This window comes from Cellulosimicrobium sp. EB106-03-01-XG111, from assembly GCF_058792115.1.
This window is the reverse complement of sequence record NZ_JBYTEQ010000016.1, coordinates 82,486-102,755: the sequence shown is the minus strand read 5'-3', so window position 1 is coordinate 102,755 and position 20,270 is coordinate 82,486. Positions and strand designations below refer to the sequence as shown.

Annotated in this window: 17 protein-coding genes and 2 tRNA genes; 13 read left to right on the top strand and 6 right to left on the bottom strand. The window is 71.8% G+C overall.

Features of this window, described 5'->3' with window-relative positions; translation table 11 throughout:
* Window positions 1-39 precede the first annotated feature (39 nt).
* From yidD to rpmH, 3 genes are read right to left on the bottom strand one after another with little or no spacing between them, the layout of a single operon-like run.
* On the bottom strand, window positions 40-375 hold the full coding sequence (gene yidD / locus AC3WT4_RS13595) for a membrane protein insertion efficiency factor YidD (protein WP_108050562.1): 336 nt from the start codon (window positions 373-375) through the stop codon (window positions 40-42).
* Complete coding sequence (gene rnpA / locus AC3WT4_RS13590; RefSeq protein ID WP_031315171.1) at window positions 372-740, bottom strand: ribonuclease P protein component; 369 nt, start codon at window positions 738-740, stop codon at window positions 372-374. The genes yidD and rnpA overlap by 4 nt, the downstream gene beginning before the upstream one ends.
* A gap of 6 nt (window positions 741-746) precedes the next feature.
* A complete protein-coding gene (gene rpmH, locus AC3WT4_RS13585; protein ID WP_034225701.1) occupies window positions 747-884 on the bottom strand; it encodes a 50S ribosomal protein L34 in 138 nt (45 codons plus the stop codon).
* A 542-nt stretch (window positions 885-1,426) separates the two neighbouring features.
* On the opposite strand from rpmH, the gene dnaA reads away from it, so the two are divergent.
* The 5 genes from dnaA to AC3WT4_RS13560 all read left to right on the top strand — a co-directional run bounded on the left by dnaA (window position 1,427) and on the right by AC3WT4_RS13560 (window position 8,238).
* Entirely contained in the window at window positions 1,427-2,848 is a 1,422-nt protein-coding gene (gene dnaA / locus AC3WT4_RS13580) for a chromosomal replication initiator protein DnaA (protein ID WP_074803999.1), read from the top strand.
* A gap of 1,318 nt (window positions 2,849-4,166) precedes the next feature.
* Window positions 4,167-5,297, top strand: coding sequence for a DNA polymerase III subunit beta (dnaN, locus tag AC3WT4_RS13575; protein ID WP_034651929.1), 1,131 nt, complete (start codon window positions 4,167-4,169; stop codon window positions 5,295-5,297).
* 53 nt (window positions 5,298-5,350) lie between these two features.
* Window positions 5,351-6,289: a phosphogluconate dehydrogenase (NAD(+)-dependent, decarboxylating) gene (gnd, locus tag AC3WT4_RS13570; RefSeq protein WP_108050560.1), complete on the top strand. Its 939-nt coding sequence runs from the start codon at window positions 5,351-5,353 to the stop codon at window positions 6,287-6,289.
* A gap of 37 nt (window positions 6,290-6,326) precedes the next feature.
* On the top strand, window positions 6,327-7,631 hold the full coding sequence (gene recF, locus AC3WT4_RS13565; protein WP_492315681.1) for a DNA replication/repair protein RecF: 1,305 nt from the start codon (window positions 6,327-6,329) through the stop codon (window positions 7,629-7,631).
* 106 nt (window positions 7,632-7,737) lie between these two features.
* A complete protein-coding gene (locus AC3WT4_RS13560) occupies window positions 7,738-8,238 on the top strand; it encodes a DciA family protein (RefSeq protein WP_074804375.1) in 501 nt (166 codons plus the stop codon).
* Between the two features lie 104 nt (window positions 8,239-8,342).
* On the opposite strand, the gene AC3WT4_RS13555 is transcribed toward AC3WT4_RS13560, so the two are convergent.
* Window positions 8,343-9,830, bottom strand: coding sequence for a hypothetical protein (locus tag AC3WT4_RS13555; protein WP_492315680.1), 1,488 nt, complete (start codon window positions 9,828-9,830; stop codon window positions 8,343-8,345).
* Window positions 9,831-10,449: 619 nt separating this feature from the next.
* Here AC3WT4_RS13555 and gyrB point away from each other — a divergent pair.
* From gyrB to AC3WT4_RS13525, 6 genes are all read left to right on the top strand, one after another.
* Window positions 10,450-12,513 carry a DNA topoisomerase (ATP-hydrolyzing) subunit B gene (gene gyrB, locus AC3WT4_RS13550; RefSeq protein ID WP_286186194.1) on the top strand — a complete coding sequence of 688 codons (2,064 nt, stop codon included), beginning with the start codon at window positions 10,450-10,452 and terminating at the stop codon, window positions 12,511-12,513.
* A 123-nt stretch (window positions 12,514-12,636) separates the two neighbouring features.
* The gene (gene gyrA / locus AC3WT4_RS13545; protein ID WP_074804007.1) at window positions 12,637-15,333 is read left to right on the top strand and encodes a DNA gyrase subunit A; all 2,697 of its coding nucleotides are present in this window, start codon (window positions 12,637-12,639) and stop codon (window positions 15,331-15,333) included.
* Window positions 15,330-16,340 carry a DUF3566 domain-containing protein gene (locus AC3WT4_RS13540; RefSeq protein ID WP_074804008.1) on the top strand — a complete coding sequence of 337 codons (1,011 nt, stop codon included), beginning with the start codon at window positions 15,330-15,332 and terminating at the stop codon, window positions 16,338-16,340. The genes gyrA and AC3WT4_RS13540 overlap by 4 nt, the downstream gene beginning before the upstream one ends.
* Window positions 16,341-16,467: 127 nt before the next feature.
* Window positions 16,468-16,541 (top strand) — tRNA-Ile (locus tag AC3WT4_RS13535).
* Between the two features lie 27 nt (window positions 16,542-16,568).
* Window positions 16,569-16,688 carry a DLW-39 family protein gene (locus tag AC3WT4_RS13530; RefSeq protein WP_021483216.1) on the top strand — a complete coding sequence of 40 codons (120 nt, stop codon included), beginning with the start codon at window positions 16,569-16,571 and terminating at the stop codon, window positions 16,686-16,688.
* Window positions 16,689-16,726: 38 nt separating this feature from the next.
* A tRNA-Ala gene (locus AC3WT4_RS13525) sits at window positions 16,727-16,802 on the top strand.
* A 202-nt stretch (window positions 16,803-17,004) separates the two neighbouring features.
* Here AC3WT4_RS13525 and AC3WT4_RS13520 read toward each other — a convergent pair.
* Window positions 17,005-18,171 (bottom strand): hypothetical protein, encoded by a 1,167-nt coding sequence (locus AC3WT4_RS13520; protein WP_492315679.1) that lies wholly within the window; start codon window positions 18,169-18,171, stop codon window positions 17,005-17,007.
* 140 nt (window positions 18,172-18,311) lie between these two features.
* Here AC3WT4_RS13520 and AC3WT4_RS13515 point away from each other — a divergent pair, with 140 nt between their 5' ends.
* Together AC3WT4_RS13515 and AC3WT4_RS13510 are read left to right on the top strand one after the other, a co-directional pair.
* Window positions 18,312-18,851 (top strand): peptidylprolyl isomerase, encoded by a 540-nt coding sequence (locus AC3WT4_RS13515; RefSeq protein WP_021483785.1) that lies wholly within the window; start codon window positions 18,312-18,314, stop codon window positions 18,849-18,851.
* 197 nt (window positions 18,852-19,048) lie between these two features.
* On the top strand, window positions 19,049-19,768 hold the full coding sequence (locus tag AC3WT4_RS13510; protein WP_492315678.1) for a rhomboid family intramembrane serine protease: 720 nt from the start codon (window positions 19,049-19,051) through the stop codon (window positions 19,766-19,768).
* A 108-nt stretch (window positions 19,769-19,876) separates the two neighbouring features.
* Here AC3WT4_RS13510 and AC3WT4_RS13505 read toward each other — a convergent pair whose 3' ends face one another.
* Window positions 19,877-20,128 carry a cell division protein CrgA gene (locus tag AC3WT4_RS13505; protein ID WP_074804014.1) on the bottom strand — a complete coding sequence of 84 codons (252 nt, stop codon included), beginning with the start codon at window positions 20,126-20,128 and terminating at the stop codon, window positions 19,877-19,879.
* Window positions 20,129-20,270 lie beyond the last annotated feature (142 nt).

Below are 20,270 nucleotides of genomic sequence, written 5' to 3'. Positions count from 1 at the left end.
CAGACAAAGCGTGTGAATCGCCCGGGATCGGGCTGCGGACTAGTGCGTGTGTCGTGCCGGCGGAACGTCGTCGACCCCACCGAGGCTCCAGGGGTTGCAGCGCAGCAGCCGCCAGAGGGCGAGGCCCGTTCCGCGCAGGGCGCCGTGCCGACGCACCGCCGTGAGGGCGTACTGGGAGCAGGACGGGTAGTACTTGCAGGTGGGGCCCGTCATCGGGGAGATCACCGACTGGTAGGCCCTGATCATGCCGATGAGCGTGAGGGCGGGGACCCTGCGCAGCAGGTCGACGACCCGGCGCACGACGCCGCGCTCGTCGGTTCCCGGCTCCTCGGGCGAGGACGACGCCGGGATGCGCGGCGGATGGGTCGTCGTCATCGACGCTCGCCCGCTCGCTCGTCGAGCCGACGGGTCGCACGCACGAGACCGCTGTCGAGGTCGGCGCTCAGCTCCTCGAAGGAGGCGAGCGCAGCGCCGGGGAGAGCGCGGACGACGGCGCGCCCGTGCGCGGGCAGCACGGAGAGACGCGACGCCGTGGCGGCGCGCAGTCGGCGCTTCACGAGGTTGCGGTGCACCGCGTTCCCCACTGCCTTGGAGACGACGAAGCCGACCTGCGGCTGCGCAGCACCCTCGGGATCCTCCGAGAGGTGCACGACCACGGTCGACCTACCAGCACGCACGCCGCGACGCACCGCCCGCTCGAAATCGACGGAACGGCGCAGTCGGTGCGCCGCGGGGAGCACGTGCGATCAGGCAGAGAGCTCGGTGCGGCCCTTGCGGCGGCGGGCAGCCAGGATGGCGCGGCCGGCGCGGGTCCGCATGCGCAGCCGGAAGCCGTGGGTCTTCGCCCGGCGCCGGTTGTTCGGCTGGAAGGTCCGCTTGCTCACGAGGTACTCCAAGAACGTCGGGGAGGTACACCGTCTATGTCCTCGACGATGCAGTGACAGGATCCGGTTGGCTCCTGCCGGTGGTTCAGGTCGTGCGCCGGACGGTTCCCCGCCCGGTCGCCGCTCAGGCGCGCGGACCGGATGGCCATTGCTGGGGGCATCGGGTCCTCGCAGGCAGCCCGTGGCGTGAGGCCTCGTGTCGAGTTTCCTCCACGCGGGCGCGCCAAGAACACCTGGAACGGCTGTCTGACGTTACGCTGCGCGACCCTTCCGGGTCAAACCGCGACGGGTGACGTCCGCCGCGTGCGACGATGGCGCGTCGTCGTCCCGAGTCCCGGCATCCTGCCGGTGAGAGCATCCTCACCCTACAACCCACAGCCTGTGGACAACTATGTGGATGAGGGGTTCCCGTGGCACGATCGACCCCAGCATCACCCCATCTATGACCTTCTCTCGTCGGCGCACCCCGCCCGGCCCGTCAGCGCGCTCGACGGCCGGAGCTGTGCCCGGCGCACGTCGTCGACCCCCGTGAGGAACTGCCCGTGGCCAACCCGGACGAGAACATCGCCGACGTCTGGGCACAGACCCTGAGCATCCTCGAGGCGAGCCCGGACATCACCCCGCGGCAGATCGCGTTCATCCGGCTGGCCAAGCCGCTGGCGATCCTCGACGACACCGTCTTCATCGCGGTACCGCACGAGCAGACCCGCACGTACCTCGAGACGCGCGTCCGCGACGAGCTGGTGACCGCCATGTCCTCGTGCCTGGGGCGCGACGTCCGCTTCGGCATCACCGTCGACCCGGAGCTCAGCTCCGACCCGGTCCTCGCACCCGCGTCACGTCCGGCGGTCGAGCGTCCCTACATCGAGCCCGACGACGTGCTCCTCCCCGACCTGCCGCCGCCTCCCCCGCCGCGTCCCCAGGCCGAGCCCAGCAGGCTGAACCCCAAGTACGTCTTCGAGACGTTCGTCATCGGCTCGTCGAACCGGTTCGCGCACGCCGCCGCCGTCGCGGTGGCGGAGGCGCCGGCCAAGGCCTACAACCCGCTGTTCATCTACGGCGACTCCGGGCTCGGCAAGACGCACCTGCTGCACGCGATCGGGCACTACGCGCACAACCTCTACCCGAACGTGCGGGTGCGCTACGTGAACTCCGAGGAGTTCACCAACGACTTCATCAACTCCATCGGTGAGGGGAAGGCCGGGGCGTTCCAGCGGCGCTACCGCGACGTCGACGTCCTCCTCATCGACGACATCCAGTTCCTGCAGGGCAAGGAGCAGACGATGGAGGAGTTCTTCCACACCTTCAACGCGCTGCACAACGCCAACAAGCAGGTCGTCATCACGTCCGACCTGCCTCCGAAGCAGCTCAACGGGTTCGAGGACCGCCTGCGGTCGCGGTTCGAGTGGGGACTCATCACCGACGTCCAGCCGCCGGACCTCGAGACGCGCATCGCGATCCTCCGCAAGAAGGCGTCGAGCGAACGGCTCGCGGCTCCGGACGACGTGCTGTCCTACATCGGGTCGCGCATCTCGACGAACATCCGCGAGCTCGAGGGCGCGCTGATCCGGGTCACCGCGTTCGCGAACCTGAACCGCCAGCAGGTCGACCTCCCGCTCGCGGAGATCGTGCTCAAGGATCTCATCACCGACGAGGACAGCGCGGAGATCACGCCCGCTGCGATCATCGCGCAGACGGCCGCGTACTTCGGCCTGACGATCGACGACCTCTGCGGCAGCTCCCGCTCGCGCGTCCTCGTCACCGCACGGCAGATCGCCATGTACCTGTGCCGCGAGCTGACCGACCTGTCGCTCCCGAAGATCGGCCAGCAGTTCGGCGGCCGCGACCACACGACGGTCATGCACGCGAACCGCAAGATCACCGAGCAGATGGCGGAGCGACGCTCCACGTATAACCAGGTCACGGAGCTCACGAGCCGGATCAAGCAGCAGCACCGCGGCTGAGGCGGCGCCGCCGTGGTCCGTACGGTGCTGCCTCCCGACGACTCGGCCGCGTCGCCACCGGTGGACACCTCCGCCGCCCGGCTCCAGCCGAGGCGTGCAGGCCACCCGCGACACCCGAGCGCCCCGTCCCCGCGATCGCTCACGCTCTGCGTCGACCCACGTCGACCACCTACCTCGACCTCGACCTCGACCTCGATCCCCGGACGACCCCCAGACGAACCCCAGACGGAGCGGTACCCGAGAGGCAACGGATCGTCCGTCGCGGCGTCGGGCCGTCTCGGGTCGGCGACGTCCTCTCACCCGACCTCTGCCGTGCCCGGACGAGCTCGTGCACACACCCACGACCGCGAGCCGTCGTCGGGCCTCCGTGCGTCTTCGAGCGGTCTTGGAGCCCCGTCGTCGACCCGGATGCCCCGTCCGCGCCCCTCCCGCGCACTGTCCACACGTTTCCCCACTGCGGTGCTCTTGTCTGTGGATATCGCCCTCAGCGGGCGACCGACTGCGCACATCGTCGCGCCAACCCGCACTCGTACACAGCATGTGGGTGGAGTTGTCCACAGTCATCCACAGGGTTCCTGTGGGTATTCACATCCGCGGAATGCGTGCGCCCGCGGTGGACCACAGGTGCCTACCTGTCGGGACAAATCCCGACAAGATCGGGGTTTTCCCCCCGAAACCTGTGGACGGGCCGGTTCGTACACACCCTGTGGACGGCACCACCACGCCCGGTCTGTGCACAGTTCTGTGGACAGCTGTGGATGAAGGTGCTCTCGGTGTGGACGGGGCACCCTCGATCGGTGGACGACGTGTGGGGACAGATCGTCCGCCCACAGGGGCTGCGACTTTCCCACACTGGACGCACCGGTTCGTCCACACGCATTTGTGCCGGCTGACCTGCGCAGACACCGGTTTTCCACGAGATCCACAACCCCTATGACGACGACGAAAGTGTTCTCAGAGGGGAAATTCCACACGCCTTCATCAGGCTCCGGCGGCCGACGGTGCGACCTGTGCCCCGACGAGCCTCGCTCCGATCCTCACCGACCCACGCCGAGAGCGCGACGTCGCCGCGGTCCACCGCCCGGCTCCTGTCCCCAGGCCTGTCGTTCCAGTTCCTCCCACCCGCCTCCTCGCGTAGGGTTCATGCACGACACGTGTGCGCGGACCTGCGACCCGGCTCCTCACGTCCACAGCGGCAGACCTCCCCGTGGACGACGGAGGACGAGCGGCCCCGACGGCGAGCCCGGCGTCGCGGCGACGCAGGACGGCACATGTGAAGATCGGGTCCGATCGAGACGTGGGGACGAGAGGGTGTGGGATGAAGTTCCGGGTTGAGCGTGATGTCCTGGCCGACGCGGTGACCTGGACGGCGCGGACCCTGCCGACCCGCCCGCCGGCGCCCGTCCTCGCCGGGGTCCGGCTCGAGGCCGACGCGTCCGGGACCATCGGCCTGTCGAGCTTCGACTACGAGGTCTCCGCGCGCTCCGAGATCCCGGCCGAGGTCAGCGAGCCCGGCACGGTGCTCGTCTCCGGCCGGCTGCTCGCCGAGATCTCCCGGGCGCTGCCCGCGAAGCCCGTGGACGTCGTCCTCGAGGGCAACAAGGTCACCGTGACGTGCGGCGCGAGCCGGTTCACGCTCCTCACCATGCCGGTGGACGAGTACCCGGCGCTGCCCGCGATGCCGGAGCTCTCCGGCACCGTCTCGGGCGACGAGCTGACGAACGCCGTCGCGCAGGTCACGGTGGCGGCGAGCCGCGACGACACGCTGCCCCTCCTCACGGGCGTGCGCGTCGAGATCGAGGGCGAGAAGATCACGCTCCTCGCGACGGACCGGTACCGCCTCGCCCTGCGCGAGCTCACCTGGACGCCCGTGACCCCGAGCTACTCGGCGGTCGCGCTCGTGCGCGCGCGCACCCTCAACGACGTGGCGAAGTCCCTCGGCGGCTCGGGCCTCGTCAACATCGGGCTCAACACGGGCGCCGGCGTCGACCTCATCGGCTTCGAGGCCGGGGGTCGTCACACGACGTCGCAGCTCGTCGACGGGGACTACCCCGCCGTCCGCCGGCTCTTCCCGGACGAGACGCCGATCCACGCGGTCGTCCCCACCGCCCCGCTCATCGACGCCGCCAAGCGCGTGTCGCTGGTGGCCGAGCGCAACACGCCGATCCGTCTGTCGTTCACGGACGGCCAGGTCGTCCTGGACGCGGGTCAGGGCGACGACGCGCAGGCGTCCGAGGCGCTGGAGGCGGTGCTCGTCGGCGAGGACATCTCGGTGGCGTTCAACCCGCAGTTCCTGCTCGACGGCCTGGGCGCGCTCGGTACCGACTTCGTGCGCCTGAGCTTCACCCACCCGAACAAGCCGGTGGAGTTCACGGGTCAGGACTCGCTGGACGGCGAGGACTCGTCCCACTACCGCTACCTGCTGGTGCCGATCCGCTTCGCCGGCTGATCCCGACGGAGCCGGACGGCTCGCACCGCACCACCGCACCCCGGAGGACTCGTATGGTCACGCGCATCGGCCTCGTCGGCCTCGGCAAGATGGGCAACAACATGCGGGCGCGCGTCCGCGCCGCCGGCATCGAGGTCGTCGGGTACGACCCTCGTCCCGAGGTGTCGGACGTCGCGACGCTCGCCGACCTCGTCGCGGCGCTGCCCGACGACGGCCCGCGCATCGTGTGGGTCATGGTCCCGGCGGGCGACGCGACCCGCGGCGTGGTCACCGAGCTCGGCGGCCTGCTCGCCGAGGGTGACTTCGTGATCGAGGGCGGGAACTCGTACTACGCCGAGGACCAGGCGCGGGCCGCGGAGCTGGCCGAGAAGGGCGTGGGCTACCTCGACGTCGGCGTCTCGGGCGGCGTCTGGGGCCTCGAGAACGGCTACGGCCTCATGGTCGGCGGGGACCGGACGTACGTCGAGGCGGCCATGCCGGTCTTCGACGCCCTGCGCCCCGACGGCCCGCGCGAGGAGGGCTTCGTCCACGCGGGCGAGGTCGGCGCCGGGCACTTCGCGAAGATGGTCCACAACGGCATCGAGTACGGGCTCATGCAGGCCTACGCCGAGGGCTACGAGCTCCTCGCCGCCAAGAGCGGGCTCGTCAAGGACGTGCACGGCACGATGAAGGCGTGGACCCGCGGCACGGTCGTGCGCTCCTGGCTCCTCGACCTCTTCGTCAAGGCGCTCGAGGAGGACCCGCAGCTCGCCGCGATCGACGACTGGGTCGACGACTCCGGCGAGGGCCGCTGGACGGTCGACGAGGCGATCGACAACGCCGTCCCGCTGCCCGTCATCTCCGCTGCCCTGTTCGCGCGCTTCGCGTCGCGCCAGGAGCAGTCGCCCGCGCTCAAGGCCGTCGCCGCGCTGCGCCAGCAGTTCGGCGGGCACGCGGTCAAGGCGGCCGGGCCGGCCTCCCCGGGAGCCGGGCCGCTCGAACCCCCGGCCTGACCGGTCCCGTCCGACCTCCTCGACCCGCGCCGCACCGATGTACGTCTCGCACCTCTCCCTGGTCGACTTCCGCTCGTACGAGTCCGTCGACGTCGAGCTCGTCCCGGGCGTGAACGCGCTCGTCGGACAGAACGGGCAGGGCAAGACGAACCTCGTCGAGGCGATCGGGTACGTCGCGACGCTCGCGAGCCACCGCGTCGCGGGCGACGCGGCGCTCGTCCGCGCGGGAGCCGCGCGCGCCGTCGTGCGCACGCGCGTCGTGCGAGGGGACCGGGCGAGCACCGTGGAGCTCGAGATCGCGTCGGGCCGGGCCAACCGGGCGCGGATCAACCGCTCCCCGGCCCAGCGGCCGCGCGACGTCCTCGGCATCGTCCGGACGGTGCTCTTCGCGCCGGAGGACCTGGCGCTCGTCAAGGGCGACCCGGACGGGCGGCGCCGCTTCCTCGACCAGCTCGCGGTGCTCCTGGTGCCGCGCGTGGCGGCGCTGCTCGCGGACTACGACCGGGTGCTGCGCCAGCGCGGCGCGCTGCTCAAGTCGGCGACGGCGCTGCGCGGCCGCGGCCGGCGCAGGCCGTCCGCCGTCGAGCCGCCGCCCGACGACGACGCACCCGAGCCCGCCGCCTCGCCGCTGGCGACGCTCGAGGTGTGGGACGCGCGCCTGGCGAGCCTCGGCGCGGAGATCACGGCGCTGCGCCTGCAGCTCGTCGCGGCGCTCACGCCCTACGTCGCGGAGGCGTACGAGCAGGTCAGCGCGGGACAGGGCGAGGCACGCATCGCGTACCGCTCGTCCGTGGACGAGGCGCTCGACGCGGACGACGGCCCGGCGGGTGGGTCCGCCACGGGCGACGCCGCGGGCCCGGGCGAGGCGCCGGCGTCGGGCATCCCCGACGCGGGGACGCTCGAGAGGCGCATGCTGGAGGCCATGGAGGCCGTGCGCGCGAAGGAGGTCGACCGCGGGGTGAACCTCGTCGGTCCCCATCGCGACGACCTCGTCCTCACCCTGGGCGGCCTCCCGGCGAAGGGCTACGCGAGCCACGGCGAGTCGTGGTCGTTCGCGCTCGCGCTGCGGCTCGCCTCGTACCGCCTGCTGCGCGACGGCGCCCCTGCCGGCCTCGACTCGCTCCTGTGGGCCGACCAGTGGGGCCCCGACGGCGAGCCGATCCTCGTGCTCGACGACGTGTTCGCCGAGCTCGACGTCCGGCGGCGCGAGCGGCTCGCGGAGCTCGTGGCCGACGCGGGCCAGGTGATCATCACCGCGGCCGTGCCCGACGACGTCCCGAGCCGGCTCGACGGCGCGCGGTTCGCCGTGCACGACGGGACGGTGCACCGTGTCGAGGACTGAGCCCGCGGACCGGGACGGGTCTCGAGGCCAGGGCGACGACGCGCGCCCCGACACGGCCGACGACGTCCCGGAGCGACGCCCCACGGGGCTGCCCGTGGGGCACGTCGTGGACCTGACACCGCCCGCGGAGGTGGCGCGGCAGGCGCTGAACCGGGCCAAGGCGGCGGCACGGGCGAAGGGGCTGCGGCCGGGGCAGGAGCCTCGTCGGCGCATCCTCGCGGACCCGCCGACGTCGGGCGCGCGCCCGGGCGGACGCGACCCGCAGCTCCTGGGCGACGTCGTCGCGCGCCTGCTGCGCGAGCGGGACTGGGTCGCGGACGTGTCGGTGGGGGGCGTCGTCGGGCGGTGGCGCGAGGTCGTCGGCGACCAGGTCGCCGACCACTGCGAGCCCGAGACGTTCGAGGACAAGGTGCTCGTCGTGCGGGCCGACTCGACGGCGTGGGCGACGCAGGTGCGGCTCCTCACGCCGCAGCTGCTCGAGCGGCTCGCGCGCGAGGTGGGCGAGGGGGTCGTCGAGACGGTGACCGTCCTCGGGCCGGCGGGGCCGAGCTTTCGCCGGGGGAAGAAGTCCGTGCGCGGCCCGGGCCCCCGCGACACCTGGGGCTGAGCCCGCCCGGACCGACGACGAGGCCCGCCGTGAAGGGGGCACGGCGGGCCTCGCGCGGGTGGTGACCGGGGCGTTGGTCACCACGTCATGGGGTCGTCAGGGGGTCATGCCTGCGCTCGACGACGCAGCCAGAGCACCACGGCACCGCCGCCGACGAGCAGCGCGGCGAACGCAGCCGCACCGGCGACCGTCGCACCGGTCGTGGCGAGCGCCGGACCGCTCGGCTCCGCCGGCCCGGCGACGTCCTCGACGGCCACGGGCGCGACGGGCGGGTTCGCGCACGCGCTCGTGGTCGGCGGGTACTCGACGACCGTCGAGTACGAGGGGTTGACCTCGAACAGCACCGTGGCGCCGTCACGGGTCCAGGCGTAGTTGCCGTCGGTCTCCGTGTACGAGCCGTCCTCGTTGCGGACGAACCCGGGCCACTGCTTCGGCTCCTCGGCAGAGGCTCCCGGCCACAGGAGGGTCCCGCTGAGGGGCTGGTCCGTCACGACGTAGTCCTCGCCGCCGTTCGGGTGCAGGAAGGTGATCGTCAGCGGCGTCGTCGAGTCGACCGTGACGCCCTCGGGCAGGGCGACCTCGTAGCCGAGGTAGGGGACGTCGCCCTGGCAGACGGCGCCGATCTCGCCGGGCACGAGCGCGCACGCCTCGTCGGCGGGCACGAGGTCCTCGAGCGGGAAGAGCGCGAACCGGCCGTCCTCGGTCACGAGGTAGCCCAGCTCCTCGGTCTGGGGGGAGAAGGTCGCCGCGGCGTCCTTCGGCTCGGCGACGACGCCCTCGTCCGTGAGGGTGTACCGGACGTCCTCCGACTCGGCGGGGAGGTTCTGCTCCGTGAGCTCGGTGCCGCAGACCTCGACGGCGGTCGGCACGGCCGGCGTGACGACGGCGTCGACCTCTTCCTCGACGGGCTCCGGCGTCTCGCACGCGCCCTCGGGGAGGAGGTCTGCGAGGTCCTGGTGGTCCCACGCGATGAGCGTGCCCTCGGGGAACTCGCCGAGGTGCTTCCCGTCGGGCGAGTAGCGGATGTCGGTCGGAAGACCGTCGAGGCCGTCGGGCAGGTCCACGAGGTCCTGCTGGACGGCCCAGGCGGTGCACAGCCCGGCCGTGTCGACGTCCGGCTGAATCGCCCGGGCGACCTCGCGCACGTCCTCCAGGTCGAGGGGCTGCACGACCCAGGCCTTGTCCCACGGCTTCTCCGGCAGGGGGACCTCCGCGCTCGTGACGAGCTTCTGCGGGCCGGAGTTCTCCCAGGCCGCCGGTCGCGCGGGGTCGATCTTGGGGTAGACGTAGACGCCGACCTGGACCGGGGCGTCCGGCGTCTCGCAGGCCCGGGTGGAGCCGGACTGCTCGTAGTCGTACTGCGACCCGTCGGACGCGTCGACGGAGACGGTCCAGGTGTGGTCCTGCGTGGGGTCGAGGTCGTACGTCCGGGTGAGCTCGCGCTGGAAGGTCGTGGACTCGACCTCCTTCCCGTCCACGGTGACGGTGAGGTCGTTGCTCTTCTTCGAGTAGGCCCAGAGCTTCACCGAGAGCGTCGAGCAGTCGGCGGTGACGATGGGCGTGTGGGCGGAGGCGGGTGCCGCGGTGGCCACGAGCAGGCCACCGAGTGCGAGCGCTGTCGTCGCAGCACTCGCGAGGAGTCTCTTCACTGAGTGGGGTCCCTTCGGGGTCGAGCCGCCCGCGTGGCGATCGCTGCTGCGCGGACGACGCGCGAATCAGGATGGTGTGTGGTATTAGACCACTTTCCGCGTCAAACACCGATTCCCGACTTGTCGGTTGCGGTAGCGCTCCCACCCGGATGTCAGGACGGTTGCTGCGGGCACTTTTTCGACGACGACGGAGGGGCGTCCGAGCGGCGCGCGCAGAGCCTGTGGACAACCGTGTGGAGAACTTTCGGCGGGGCGGCGCGGATCGCGTCGCGAATGTCTCGCGAGATGACCTCAGGACGGCCGAGATCCGCGGAATTCGGCTCGTGGCGGGTAGACTGGGGAGGTCATTCCGGGTCTTGTCACCCCCCGCCCGCGCAGCCTGTCCGGGGCGCCTCCACCAGCCGTCCGCGGCAGGTCGGACGCTCCCCCCACGGAGCCGACGCAGGTGGCGGTGCGGGCCCGGAACCTTTGAGCAGCGGCGGCCGGTCCGGCACGGACACGGCGGTCGCGCGCACGACGACGAGGAGCAGTCCTGCCCGTGGCAGAGCACACCGACACCGCCATCCCCGACCCGACGGCGTCCGCGGAGGCGGCACCCTCGGCGGGCGGCGGCTACGACGCGAGCAACATCACCGTCCTCGAGGGCCTCGAGGCGGTCCGCAAGCGTCCGGGCATGTACATCGGCTCCACCGGTGAGCGAGGCCTCCACCACCTTGTGTACGAGGTTGTGGATAACTCTGTGGACGAGGCTCTCGCCGGCCACGCGGACACGATCGACGTGACGCTCCTCGCCGACGGTGGGGTGCGCGTCGTCGACAACGGGCGTGGCATCCCCGTCGCGATCCACCCCACCGAGGGCCGGCCCACCGTCGAGGTCGTCATGACGATCCTCCACGCGGGCGGCAAGTTCGGCGGCGGCGGGTACGCCGTCTCCGGCGGTCTGCACGGCGTCGGCATCTCGGTCGTCAACGCGCTCTCGTCCCGCGTCGTCACCGAGGTCCAGCGCGACGGCTACGCCTGGCGCCAGGAGTTCGCCGACGGCGGCAAGCCCGTGGGCGAGCTGCACCGCGGCGAGGCGACCGAGGCGACGGGCACGACGCAGACGTTCTGGGCCGACCCGACCATCTTCGAGACCACCGAGTACGACTTCGAGACCCTGCGCGCACGGTTCCAGCAGTACGCGTTCCTCAACAAGGGGCTGCGGATCACGCTCACCGACGAGCGCCCTGCGCACCTCGACACCGGGGACGAGGTCACGGGCGAGGCCGAGGACGGCACGCCCGCGAGCGGCGACGGGACGTCGTCGGGCGCGTCGACCGCGGCGCGCACGGTGAGCTACAAGTACGACGGCGGCCTCATCGACTACGTGAAGCACCTCAACGGCGCCAAGAAGGTCGAGCTCGTCCACCCCGACGTCATCGACATCGAGTCGGAGGACACCGAGCGGCGCATCTCCGTCGAGATCGCGATGCAGTGGACCAGCGCCTACTCGGAGTCCGTCCACACGTTCGCCAACACGATCTCCACGACCGAGGGCGGCACGCACGAGGAGGGCTTCCGCGCGGCGATGACCTCGCTGGTCAACCGCTACGCGCGCGACAAGGGCATCCTCAAGGACAAGGACGAGAACCTCACGGGCGACGACATCCGCGAGGGCCTGACGGCGGTCATCTCCGTCAAGCTGGGCGAGCCGCAGTTCGAGGGCCAGACGAAGACGAAGCTCGGCAACACCGAGGCGAAGACGTTCGTCCAGCGCGTCGTCAACGAGCGGCTCAACGACTGGTTCGACTCGCACCCGAACGAGGCCCGCGACGTCCTGCGCAAGGCGATCCAGGCGTCGCAGGCGCGCCTCGCCGCCCGCAAGGCGCGCGAGGCCACCCGCCGCAAGGGCCTGCTCGAGTCGGGCGGCATGCCGGGCAAGCTGCGCGACTGCCAGTCGAACCGCGCGGAGGAGTGCGAGATCTTCATCGTCGAGGGTGACTCCGCGGGTGGCTCTGCCGTGCGCGGGCGCAACCCCCGGACGCAGGCGATCCTCCCGATCCGCGGGAAGATCCTCAACGTCGAGCGCGCGCGCCTCGACCGGGCCCTGTCCAACCAGGAGGTCCAGTCGATCATCACGGCGTTCGGCACCGGCATCGGCGAGGACTTCGACCTCACCAAGCTCCGGTACCACAAGATCGTCCTCATGGCCGACGCCGACGTCGACGGCCAGCACATCGCGACGCTCCTGCTCACGCTGCTGTTCCGGTACATGCGCCCGCTCATCGAGAACGGGCACGTCTACCTCGCGCAGCCGCCGCTCTACCGGCTCAAGTGGTCGAACTCCCCGCACGACTACGTGTACTCCGACAAGGAGCGCGACGCGTTCCTCGCCGCCGGCCAGGCCGCCGGCAAGCGGATCCCCAAGGAGAACGGGATCCAGCGCTACAAGGGTCTGGGCGAGATGGACTACTCGGAGCTGTGGGACACGACGATGGACCCCGAGCACCGCACGCTCAACCAGGTGACCCTGGACGACGCCGCGGCGGCGGACGAGATCTTCTCCGTCCTCATGGGCGAGGACGTCGAGTCCCGCCGCAGCTTCATCCAGCGCAACGCGAAGGACGTGCGGTTCCTTGACATCTGAGCCGCTCCTCGCGGAGCCGGGGGGCGGCAGGACCGTACGCCCCGGCGCGGCCCGCCCTCCCGGGCGGGTCCGGAGGGCTTCCAGGTCGACGACGCACGCAGAGACGAACGAACGAGGTAGACCGTGACCGACGAGCAGAACCCCGAGAACGAGCCCACGGCTCCCGGCGACGGGTCCGAGGAGACCGTGCACGCCGACGGGACGGTCGCGGTGCACCACGGGCGCATCGAGCAGGTGGACCTGCAGCTCGAGATGCAGCGGTCGTACCTCGACTACGCGATGAGCGTCATCGTGGGCCGTGCGCTCCCCGACGTGCGCGACGGCCTCAAGCCGGTGCACCGGCGCGTGCTGTACGCGATGTACGACGGCGGGTACCGACCCGACCGCTCGTACTCGAAGTGCTCGCGCGTCGTCGGCGACGTCATGGGCAAGTTCCACCCGCACGGCGACAGCGCGATCTACGACGCGCTCGTGCGCCTCGTGCAGGACTGGTCGCTGCGCTACCCGCTCGTCGCCGGCCAGGGGAACTTCGGCTCCCCCGGCAACGACCCGGCGGCCGCCCCGCGGTACACCGAGTGCCGCATGGCGCCGATCGCCATGGAGATGGTCCGGGACATCGACAAGGACACCGTCGACTTCCAGGACAACTACGACGGCCGCACCCAGGAGCCGTCGGTCCTCCCGGCGCGGTTCCCGAACCTGCTGGTCAACGGCTCGGCGGGTATCGCCGTCGGCATGGCGACCAACATCCCGCCGCACAACCTCCGCGAGGTCGCGGCGGGCGTGCAGTGGCACCTCGACCACCCGGACGCCTCGCGCGAGGAGCTCCTCGCCGCGCTGCTGCAGCGCATCAAGGGCCCGGACTTCCCCACGGGCGCCACGATCCTCGGCCACAAGGGCATCGAGGAGGCGTACCGCACGGGTCGCGGCTCGATCACCATGCGCGCCGTGGTGAACGTGGAGGAGATCCAGGGCCGCGTGTGCCTGGTCGTCACGGAGCTCCCCTACCAGGTGAACCCGGACAACCTGGCCGCGAAGATCGCGGACCTCGTCAAGGAGGGCCGCGTCCAGGGGATCGCGGACATCCGCGACGAGACGTCGGGCCGCACGGGCCAGCGCCTCGTCGTCGTGCTCAAGCGCGACGCCGTGGCGAAGGTCGTGCTCAACAACCTGTACAAGCACACCCAGCTCCAGGACACGTTCGGCGCGAACATGCTGGCGCTCGTCGACGGCGTGCCGCGCACGCTGAGCCTCGACGCGTTCGTCCGGCACTGGACGACGCACCAGCTCGACGTCGTCGTGCGCCGCACGCGGTACCTCCTGGCGGAGGCCGAGCGCAGCATCCACATCCTGCGCGGGTACCTCAAGGCGCTCGACGCGCTCGACGAGGTCATCGCGCTGATCCGGCGCTCGCCCGACGTCGAGGAGGCCCGCACGGGCCTCATGGAGCTGCTGGGCGTCGACGAGGTCCAGGCGACCGCGATCCTCAACCTCCAGCTGCGCCGTCTGGCGGCCCTGGAGCGGCAGAAGATCCTCGACGACCACGACGCGCTCGAGCGCCAGATCCTCGACTACCAGGACATCCTGGCCAAGCCGGAGCGGCAGCGGTCGATCGTCGGCGACGAGATGGGCGAGATCGTCGCGAAGTACGGCGACGAGCGTCGGACGACGATCCTCCCGTTCGACGGCGAGGTCTCCATCGAGGACCTCATCGCCGAGGAGGAGATGGTCGTCACCATCACGCGCGGCGGGTACGTGAAGCGGACGCGCAGCGACAGCTACCGCGCCCAGAAGCGCGGCGGCAAGGGCGTGCGCGGCACCCAGCTGCGCGAGGACGACATCGTCGACCACTTCTTCGTGACGACGACGCACCACTGGCTGCTGTTCTTCACGAACCTCGGCCGCGTCTACCGCGCGAAGGCGTACGAGCTCCCCGAGGGCGGGCGCGACGCCAAGGGTCAGCACGTGGCGAACCTGCTCGCGTTCCAGCCGGGCGAGAAGATCGCCCAGGTGCTCGACCTGCGCGACTACGACGCGGCGGAGTACCTGGTGCTCGCGACGCGTCGCGGCCTCGTGAAGAAGACGCGGCTGTCGGAGTACGACTCGCCGCGATCGGGCGGCCTCATCGCGATCAACCTGCGCGAGGACGAGTCCGGCACGCCCGACGAGCTCGTCGCGGCGCTCCTCGTGGACGCCGACGACGACCTCATCCTCGTGTCGCGCAAGGGCCAGTCCATCCGCTTCCCCGCCGACGACGACACGATGCGGCCGCTGGGCCGCGCGACGTCGGGCGTCACGGGCATGAAGTTCCGCGACGGCGACGAGCTGCTCTCGGCCGACGTGGTCGAGGAGGGCTCCGACCTCTTCGTGGTCACGGAGGGTGGGTTCGCGAAGCGCACGCGGATCGACGAGTACCGCGTCCAGGGTCGCGGCGGTCTGGGCATCAAGGTCGCCAACCTGGTCGAGGCTCGTGGAGATCTCGTGGGGGCTCTGGTGACGGAGGCCGACGACGAGGTGCTGGTCATCATGGAACGCGGGAAGATCGTGCGGTCCGCGGTCGGCGAGGTGAACCTCACCGGTCGGAACACGCAGGGGGTGACGTTCGCGAAGCCCGACAAGGGCGACCGCATCATCGCGGTCGCGCGGAACGTCGAGCGTCGCCTCGGAGAGGATCGGGATACCGTGGAGGGCGAGGACGGGACCGGCACGGCCCCGGGCGTCACCGACACGAGCAGCGCACCGACCACCGACGCGACCGCCTCGTCCGACGGGGCGGGCGGGACCGAGCCGGCCCCCGGAACCACCGAGGAAACCAGATGAGCAGCGAGAACAACGCACCGCCGACCATCACGCCGCGGCTGACCGTCCCGCGACCGGACACGGACGCGGCCCGCTCCGGGGGCACGTCCCCGAGCCGGCACGGCGAGGCAGACGGCACGTCGTCGAACGGCTCGTCCCAGGGTTCGTCGAAGGGTGCGTCCCAGGGCTCCTCGGCCCCGGCGACCCCGCGTGACGGGGGCGCGGCCGCGGTCCCGCCGCCTCCCCCGCCCCCGCCGGGCCCGTCGGCCCAGGCCGCGCCCGCGCAGGGCACGGTGGACGACGACGGCATGGAGCGCGCGTCGGGCGAGAGCCGTGTCGCGGTCGCCCGGGCCGGGGCCGTGAAGGCGGCGGCCGCGGCGATCGCGGCGGCGAAGACGGCCGCGAAGAAGGTGTCGGCGGCGGTCCCCGCCGCGCCCGCAGAGACGGAGCCCGAGCGCGGGCACGACGAGATCGACGACGAGACGGTGAGGCGCGTGCCCACGACCACCTCGGCCCCCACGAGCGCGGCGACCGCCGGCGCTCCCGCCGGGGCCTCCATGCACTACTCCGCCGCCGGGGTGACGGGCACGGCGAGCCCGCTCACCGGCGCCACGCCGGCCGTGGGGACCGCGACGGGCGCGACCCCGGCCGTCCGGCCCGACGGCGGCCCGCGCCGTGTCCGGCTCGCGGTCTCGCGCATCGACCCGTGGTCCGCGATGAAGCTCGGCTTCCTCCTCGCGGTCGCCATCGGGATCATGACCGTCGTCGCGACCGCCGTCGTCTGGTACGTGCTCGACGGCATGCAGGTCTTCTTCAAGATCGAGGAGTTGTTCACGCAGATCGTCGGCACGGAGACGGACGTCGACATCCGCCAGTACGTCGCGTTCGGCCGCGTGATCTCGATCGCCACGCTGCTCGGCGTCGTGAACGTCGTGATCATCACGGCGCTCTCGACGATCATGGCGTTCCTGTACAACATCGTCGCGGCGCTCGTGGGCGGCGTGCACCTCACGCTCACCGACGACTGACCGCGCACCGGCTCCCCGACCGGGAGGCACGGGCCCTCGGTTTGGGTCTGCGGCTCCCGGTGGGGTAACCTCAATCGCTGCCTGCGAGCGGAGCAGCCCTCCTGGGGCTGTCCGGCGAGGCGCGTTCGGGCCTATAGCTCAGACGGTTAGAGCGCTTCCCTGATAAGGAAGAGGTCAGAGGTTCAAGTCCTCTTAGGCCCACTGCCAACCCACTCGAGGGGGAACACCATGAAGAAGCTTCTGCTCCTGCTCCTCGCCGCCGGCGCCGGGTACCTCGTGTGGCGCAAGTACACGGAGGACAACGCCGAGCGCGACCTCTGGGCAGAGGTCACCGACACCTTCGAGTGAGCACCTCTCGCTGCTGACCGGCCCCGGCCGCGTCACCCGGGGCCATGGCGCAATTGGTAGCGCACCTGCTTTGCAAGCAGGGGGTTGGGGGTTCGAGTCCCCCTGGCTCCACCATCGTCACGACCACGAAGACCCCGTCCGGCTGCGGACGGGGTCTTCGTGCGTCCGGCCTCGGCGTGCTCGGCGCCGCGGCCGCGTCCCACCGCCGCGTCCGCGTGCTCGCGAGACCTCCGCCCCCGGGGACGACGAGGGGCCCGTCCCTGCTGGGACGGGCCCCTCGGTCGTCGGTCACCGTCGGGGGACGGCGCGCGGAGCGTCAGGCGTCGTCGGCCTTCTTGGCGGCGTCCTCGGCCGCGGACTCGGCGGCCTCGCGGGCCTTCTTGCCCGCGTCGCCCAGGTCGTCCTTGGCGTCCGCGGCGGCGTCCTTGACGTCCTCCGCCGTGTCCTGCACCGCGTCCTTCGCGCCGGCAGCGCCGCCGCGGGTGGTGCTGCGTGCCCGGCTCGTCGCCTTCTTCGCCGCGTCCTTCGCGTCGGAGACGGCCTCGGTCACGCGGTCGGTCACGTCGTCACGGACCTCGGCGGCGCGCTCGGCCAGCTTGTCCGTCGCCTCGCGGCCCTTCGCGACGGCGGCGCCCGCGGCCTCGCCGATCGACTCGGCGGCGTCCCCGACGGCGTGCTTGGCGTCGCCGACGACGTCGTCGAAGTGGACCTGCTGCTGCTCCTGCTCCCACGGCTCGGCCCAGGGGTCGGTCGTGGGCTGCGCGCGGCGGTAGAGCACGTAGCCGACGCCCGCGGCGGTCACGCCACCGGCGATCCACCAGAGCGTGCGGCCCTTGCCCTTCGAGGAGTCCGCCTCGGCGGCCTTCGCAGCCGCCTTGTCCGCGGCCGCGGCGAGCTTGGCGGCCGCCTTCTCCGCGGTCTTGTCGGCGTGCTTGGCGGCCTTCTTGCCGGCCTTGCCCGCGGACTTCTGCGCCTGCTTCGCGGCCTCCGCCGTCGCCTTCTTGGCCTGCTTCGCGAGCTTGCGCGCCTTCGTGCCCGACGCGGCGGCTGCTGCGGCCGTGGCGGCGGCGGTCGCCTCGGCCGCGTTGTCCGCGGCGCGCTGGGCGGAGTCGGCCGCGCTGGCGGCGGCGGCGTTGAAGCTCGCGACGATCTTCGGCAGCACGTCCTCCACGAGGCGGTCGTGCGCGGTGTCGATCGCGGGCGCGGCCTTGGTCGCGGCCTTCTCGACGCGCGGCGCGGCGGCCTGGATGCTGTCCTGCCACGCCTTCTCGACGCGCGGCTGGAGCCACTCGAGGAACGCCTCCACCTTGGGCGTGCCCCACTCCTTGGCGTGCACCGCGGCGTCCTTGGCCTGGTCCGCGAGCTGGGTCGCGGCGCTCTGCGCCGTCGCGGCGGCCTGCGCGGCCTGTTCCTTCAGCTTCTCGGTGTCGATCGACTCGAGCGTGTCCTTGACGGAGTCGCTCGCTGAGCGAGTACGGGTCATGCGTGCTCCCCGGGGTCGTCGTCCGACGGGACGAATGTGCGGATGCGATGCGTTTCCGCCCACTCTGCCACCACCCCGGCCACGCCGCGAGACATCGCCCCGGACGGGTCGGGCGCGGGTCTCGTGGGAAGATGGTGCCCATGTTCGCAACCCTCCACACGACCGCAGGTGACATCCGGATCGAGCTCCTGCCGAACCACGCCCCGAAGACGGTGGCGAACTTCGTCGGGCTTGCCCAGGGCACCACGACGTGGTCCGACCCCCGCACCGGCGCCGAGCGCACCGAGCCCTTCTACGACGGCCTGATCTTCCACCGCGTGATCCAGGACTTCATGATCCAGGGCGGCTGCCCGCTCGGGACCGGCACCGGCGGCCCCGGCTACACGTTCAACGACGAGATCCACCCCGAGCTCCAGTTCGACCGCCCGTACCTGCTGGCGATGGCGAACGCGGGCGTGCGCCGCAACCCGGTGACGGGCGAGGCCGAGGGCACCAACGGGTCGCAGTTCTTCATCTCGACGGTCCCCACGCCGTGGCTCAACGGCAAGCACACGATCTTCGGCGAGGTCGCGGACGACGAGTCCCGCGCCGTCGTCGACGCGATCAACGCGACGCCCACGCGTCCGGGCGACCGCCCGCAGGAGGACATCGTCATCACGTCCGTCACCATCGAGGACTGACCATCTCGACGACACCTCCCGGGCCACCCGGCCCGCCGGCGTACGGGACGGCCGGACCGCACGACGGTCCCGCCGTCCCGCCGGTGTGCCCGCGGCACCCCGACCGCGTGTCGTACGTGCGCTGTCAGCGCTGCGGGCGCCCGGCGTGCCCCGAGTGCCAGCGCCCCGCGGCGGTCGGCGTCCAGTGCGTGGACTGCGTGCGCGACGCCGCCCGCCAGGCGCCCACGGCGCGCACCGCGCTGGGCGGGAAGGTGCGGGGCGGCCCGCCCGTCGTGACGTTCACGATCATCGGCCTGTGCGTCGTGAGCTGGCTCCTCCAGCTCGTCACGGGCGGCACGTGGACGAACATGCTCGCGTTCGCGCCCTGGGTCGGCGAGCTGCAGCCCTACCGATTCCTCACGGCGGCGTTCCTGCACTCGACGAGCCCCGTCCACATCCTCTTCAACATGTACGCCCTGTGGATCACGGGCCCGTTCCTCGAGCAGCAGCTCGGCCGGCTGCGCTTCACGGCGCTCTACCTCCTCTCCGCGCTCGGCGGCTCCGTCGGCTACCTGCTCCTCGCGGGGGGCCCGACGTCGGAGGCCTGGTACCAGCCCGTCGTCGGCGCCTCGGGCGCGGTGTTCGGCCTGTTCGGGGCGATCCTGCTCGTCCTGCGCCGGACGGGCCGGAACGCGATGCAGATCGTCGTGCTCATCGGCATCAACTTCGCGATCGGGCTGTTCTTCCCCGGCATCGCGTGGCAGGCGCACCTGGGCGGTCTCGTGGTGGGCCTCGCGCTCGGCGCGGCCTACGCGTACGCGCCGCGGGAACGCCGCACCCTCGTGTCCGTGGGCGCGACCGTCCTGGTCGTCGTGGCGCTGGTCGCCGCCTCCTGGCTCACCTACGCGGCGGCGGACCAGTTCGGCCACGTCGCCTGACCGAGGCCGCCGCGAAAGTTATCCCCAGGGTTACTCACAGGTGTGGAACTACACCGGTGTGAGGCCCGACGTCGCCGGGCGGGACCCAGGGCCCCGCCCGGCGCGCGGCTACTTCCAGCGCGTCGTGAGCGCGAACCCCGCGATGATGAAGGCGAAGCCCACCCCGAGGTTCCACGCGCCGAGGGGCGGGACGGGGAGCTGCTTCGGACCGCTGAGGTAGAACAGCACGATCCAGGCGAGCCCGACGAGCATGAGCCCGAGCATCGTGGGCACGAGCCAGCGCGGGTTGCCCGACTCGGGCTTCGGCACGCTCGGCGGACGCTGCGGCTTGGGCTTCTTGCGCGACTTCGACTCGGGCACGAGGGTGGGCTCCTGTCCTGGTGGGGCTCGCTGCGCCGGCGCCGGGACGCACCGCGGGAGCGGACGCCTGCCGTCGTCGTGCAGGAACCGTGCATGGGTCGGGCGAAGGTCGTCGACGCGCCGCGAGACTCTGCCGGAGCAC

Bases quoted from the DNA above. Each gene is read 5' to 3' on its own strand.
- AC3WT4_RS13515 (WP_021483785.1), top strand. From the start codon at position 18,312: ATGTTCGCAACCCTCCACACGACCGCAGGTGACATCCGGATCGAGCTC.
- gnd (WP_108050560.1), top strand. From the start codon at position 5,351: ATGGTCACGCGCATCGGCCTCGTCGGCCTCGGCAAGATGGGCAACAAC.
- yidD (WP_108050562.1), bottom strand. From the start codon at position 375: ATGACGACGACCCATCCGCCGCGCATCCCGGCGTCGTCCTCGCCCGAG.
- dnaN (WP_034651929.1), top strand. From the start codon at position 4,167: ATGAAGTTCCGGGTTGAGCGTGATGTCCTGGCCGACGCGGTGACCTGG.
- AC3WT4_RS13540 (WP_074804008.1), top strand. From the start codon at position 15,330: ATGAGCAGCGAGAACAACGCACCGCCGACCATCACGCCGCGGCTGACC.
- AC3WT4_RS13530 (WP_021483216.1), top strand. From the start codon at position 16,569: ATGAAGAAGCTTCTGCTCCTGCTCCTCGCCGCCGGCGCCGGGTACCTC.
- AC3WT4_RS13520 (WP_492315679.1), bottom strand. From the start codon at position 18,171: ATGACCCGTACTCGCTCAGCGAGCGACTCCGTCAAGGACACGCTCGAG.
- recF (WP_492315681.1), top strand. From the start codon at position 6,327: ATGTACGTCTCGCACCTCTCCCTGGTCGACTTCCGCTCGTACGAGTCC.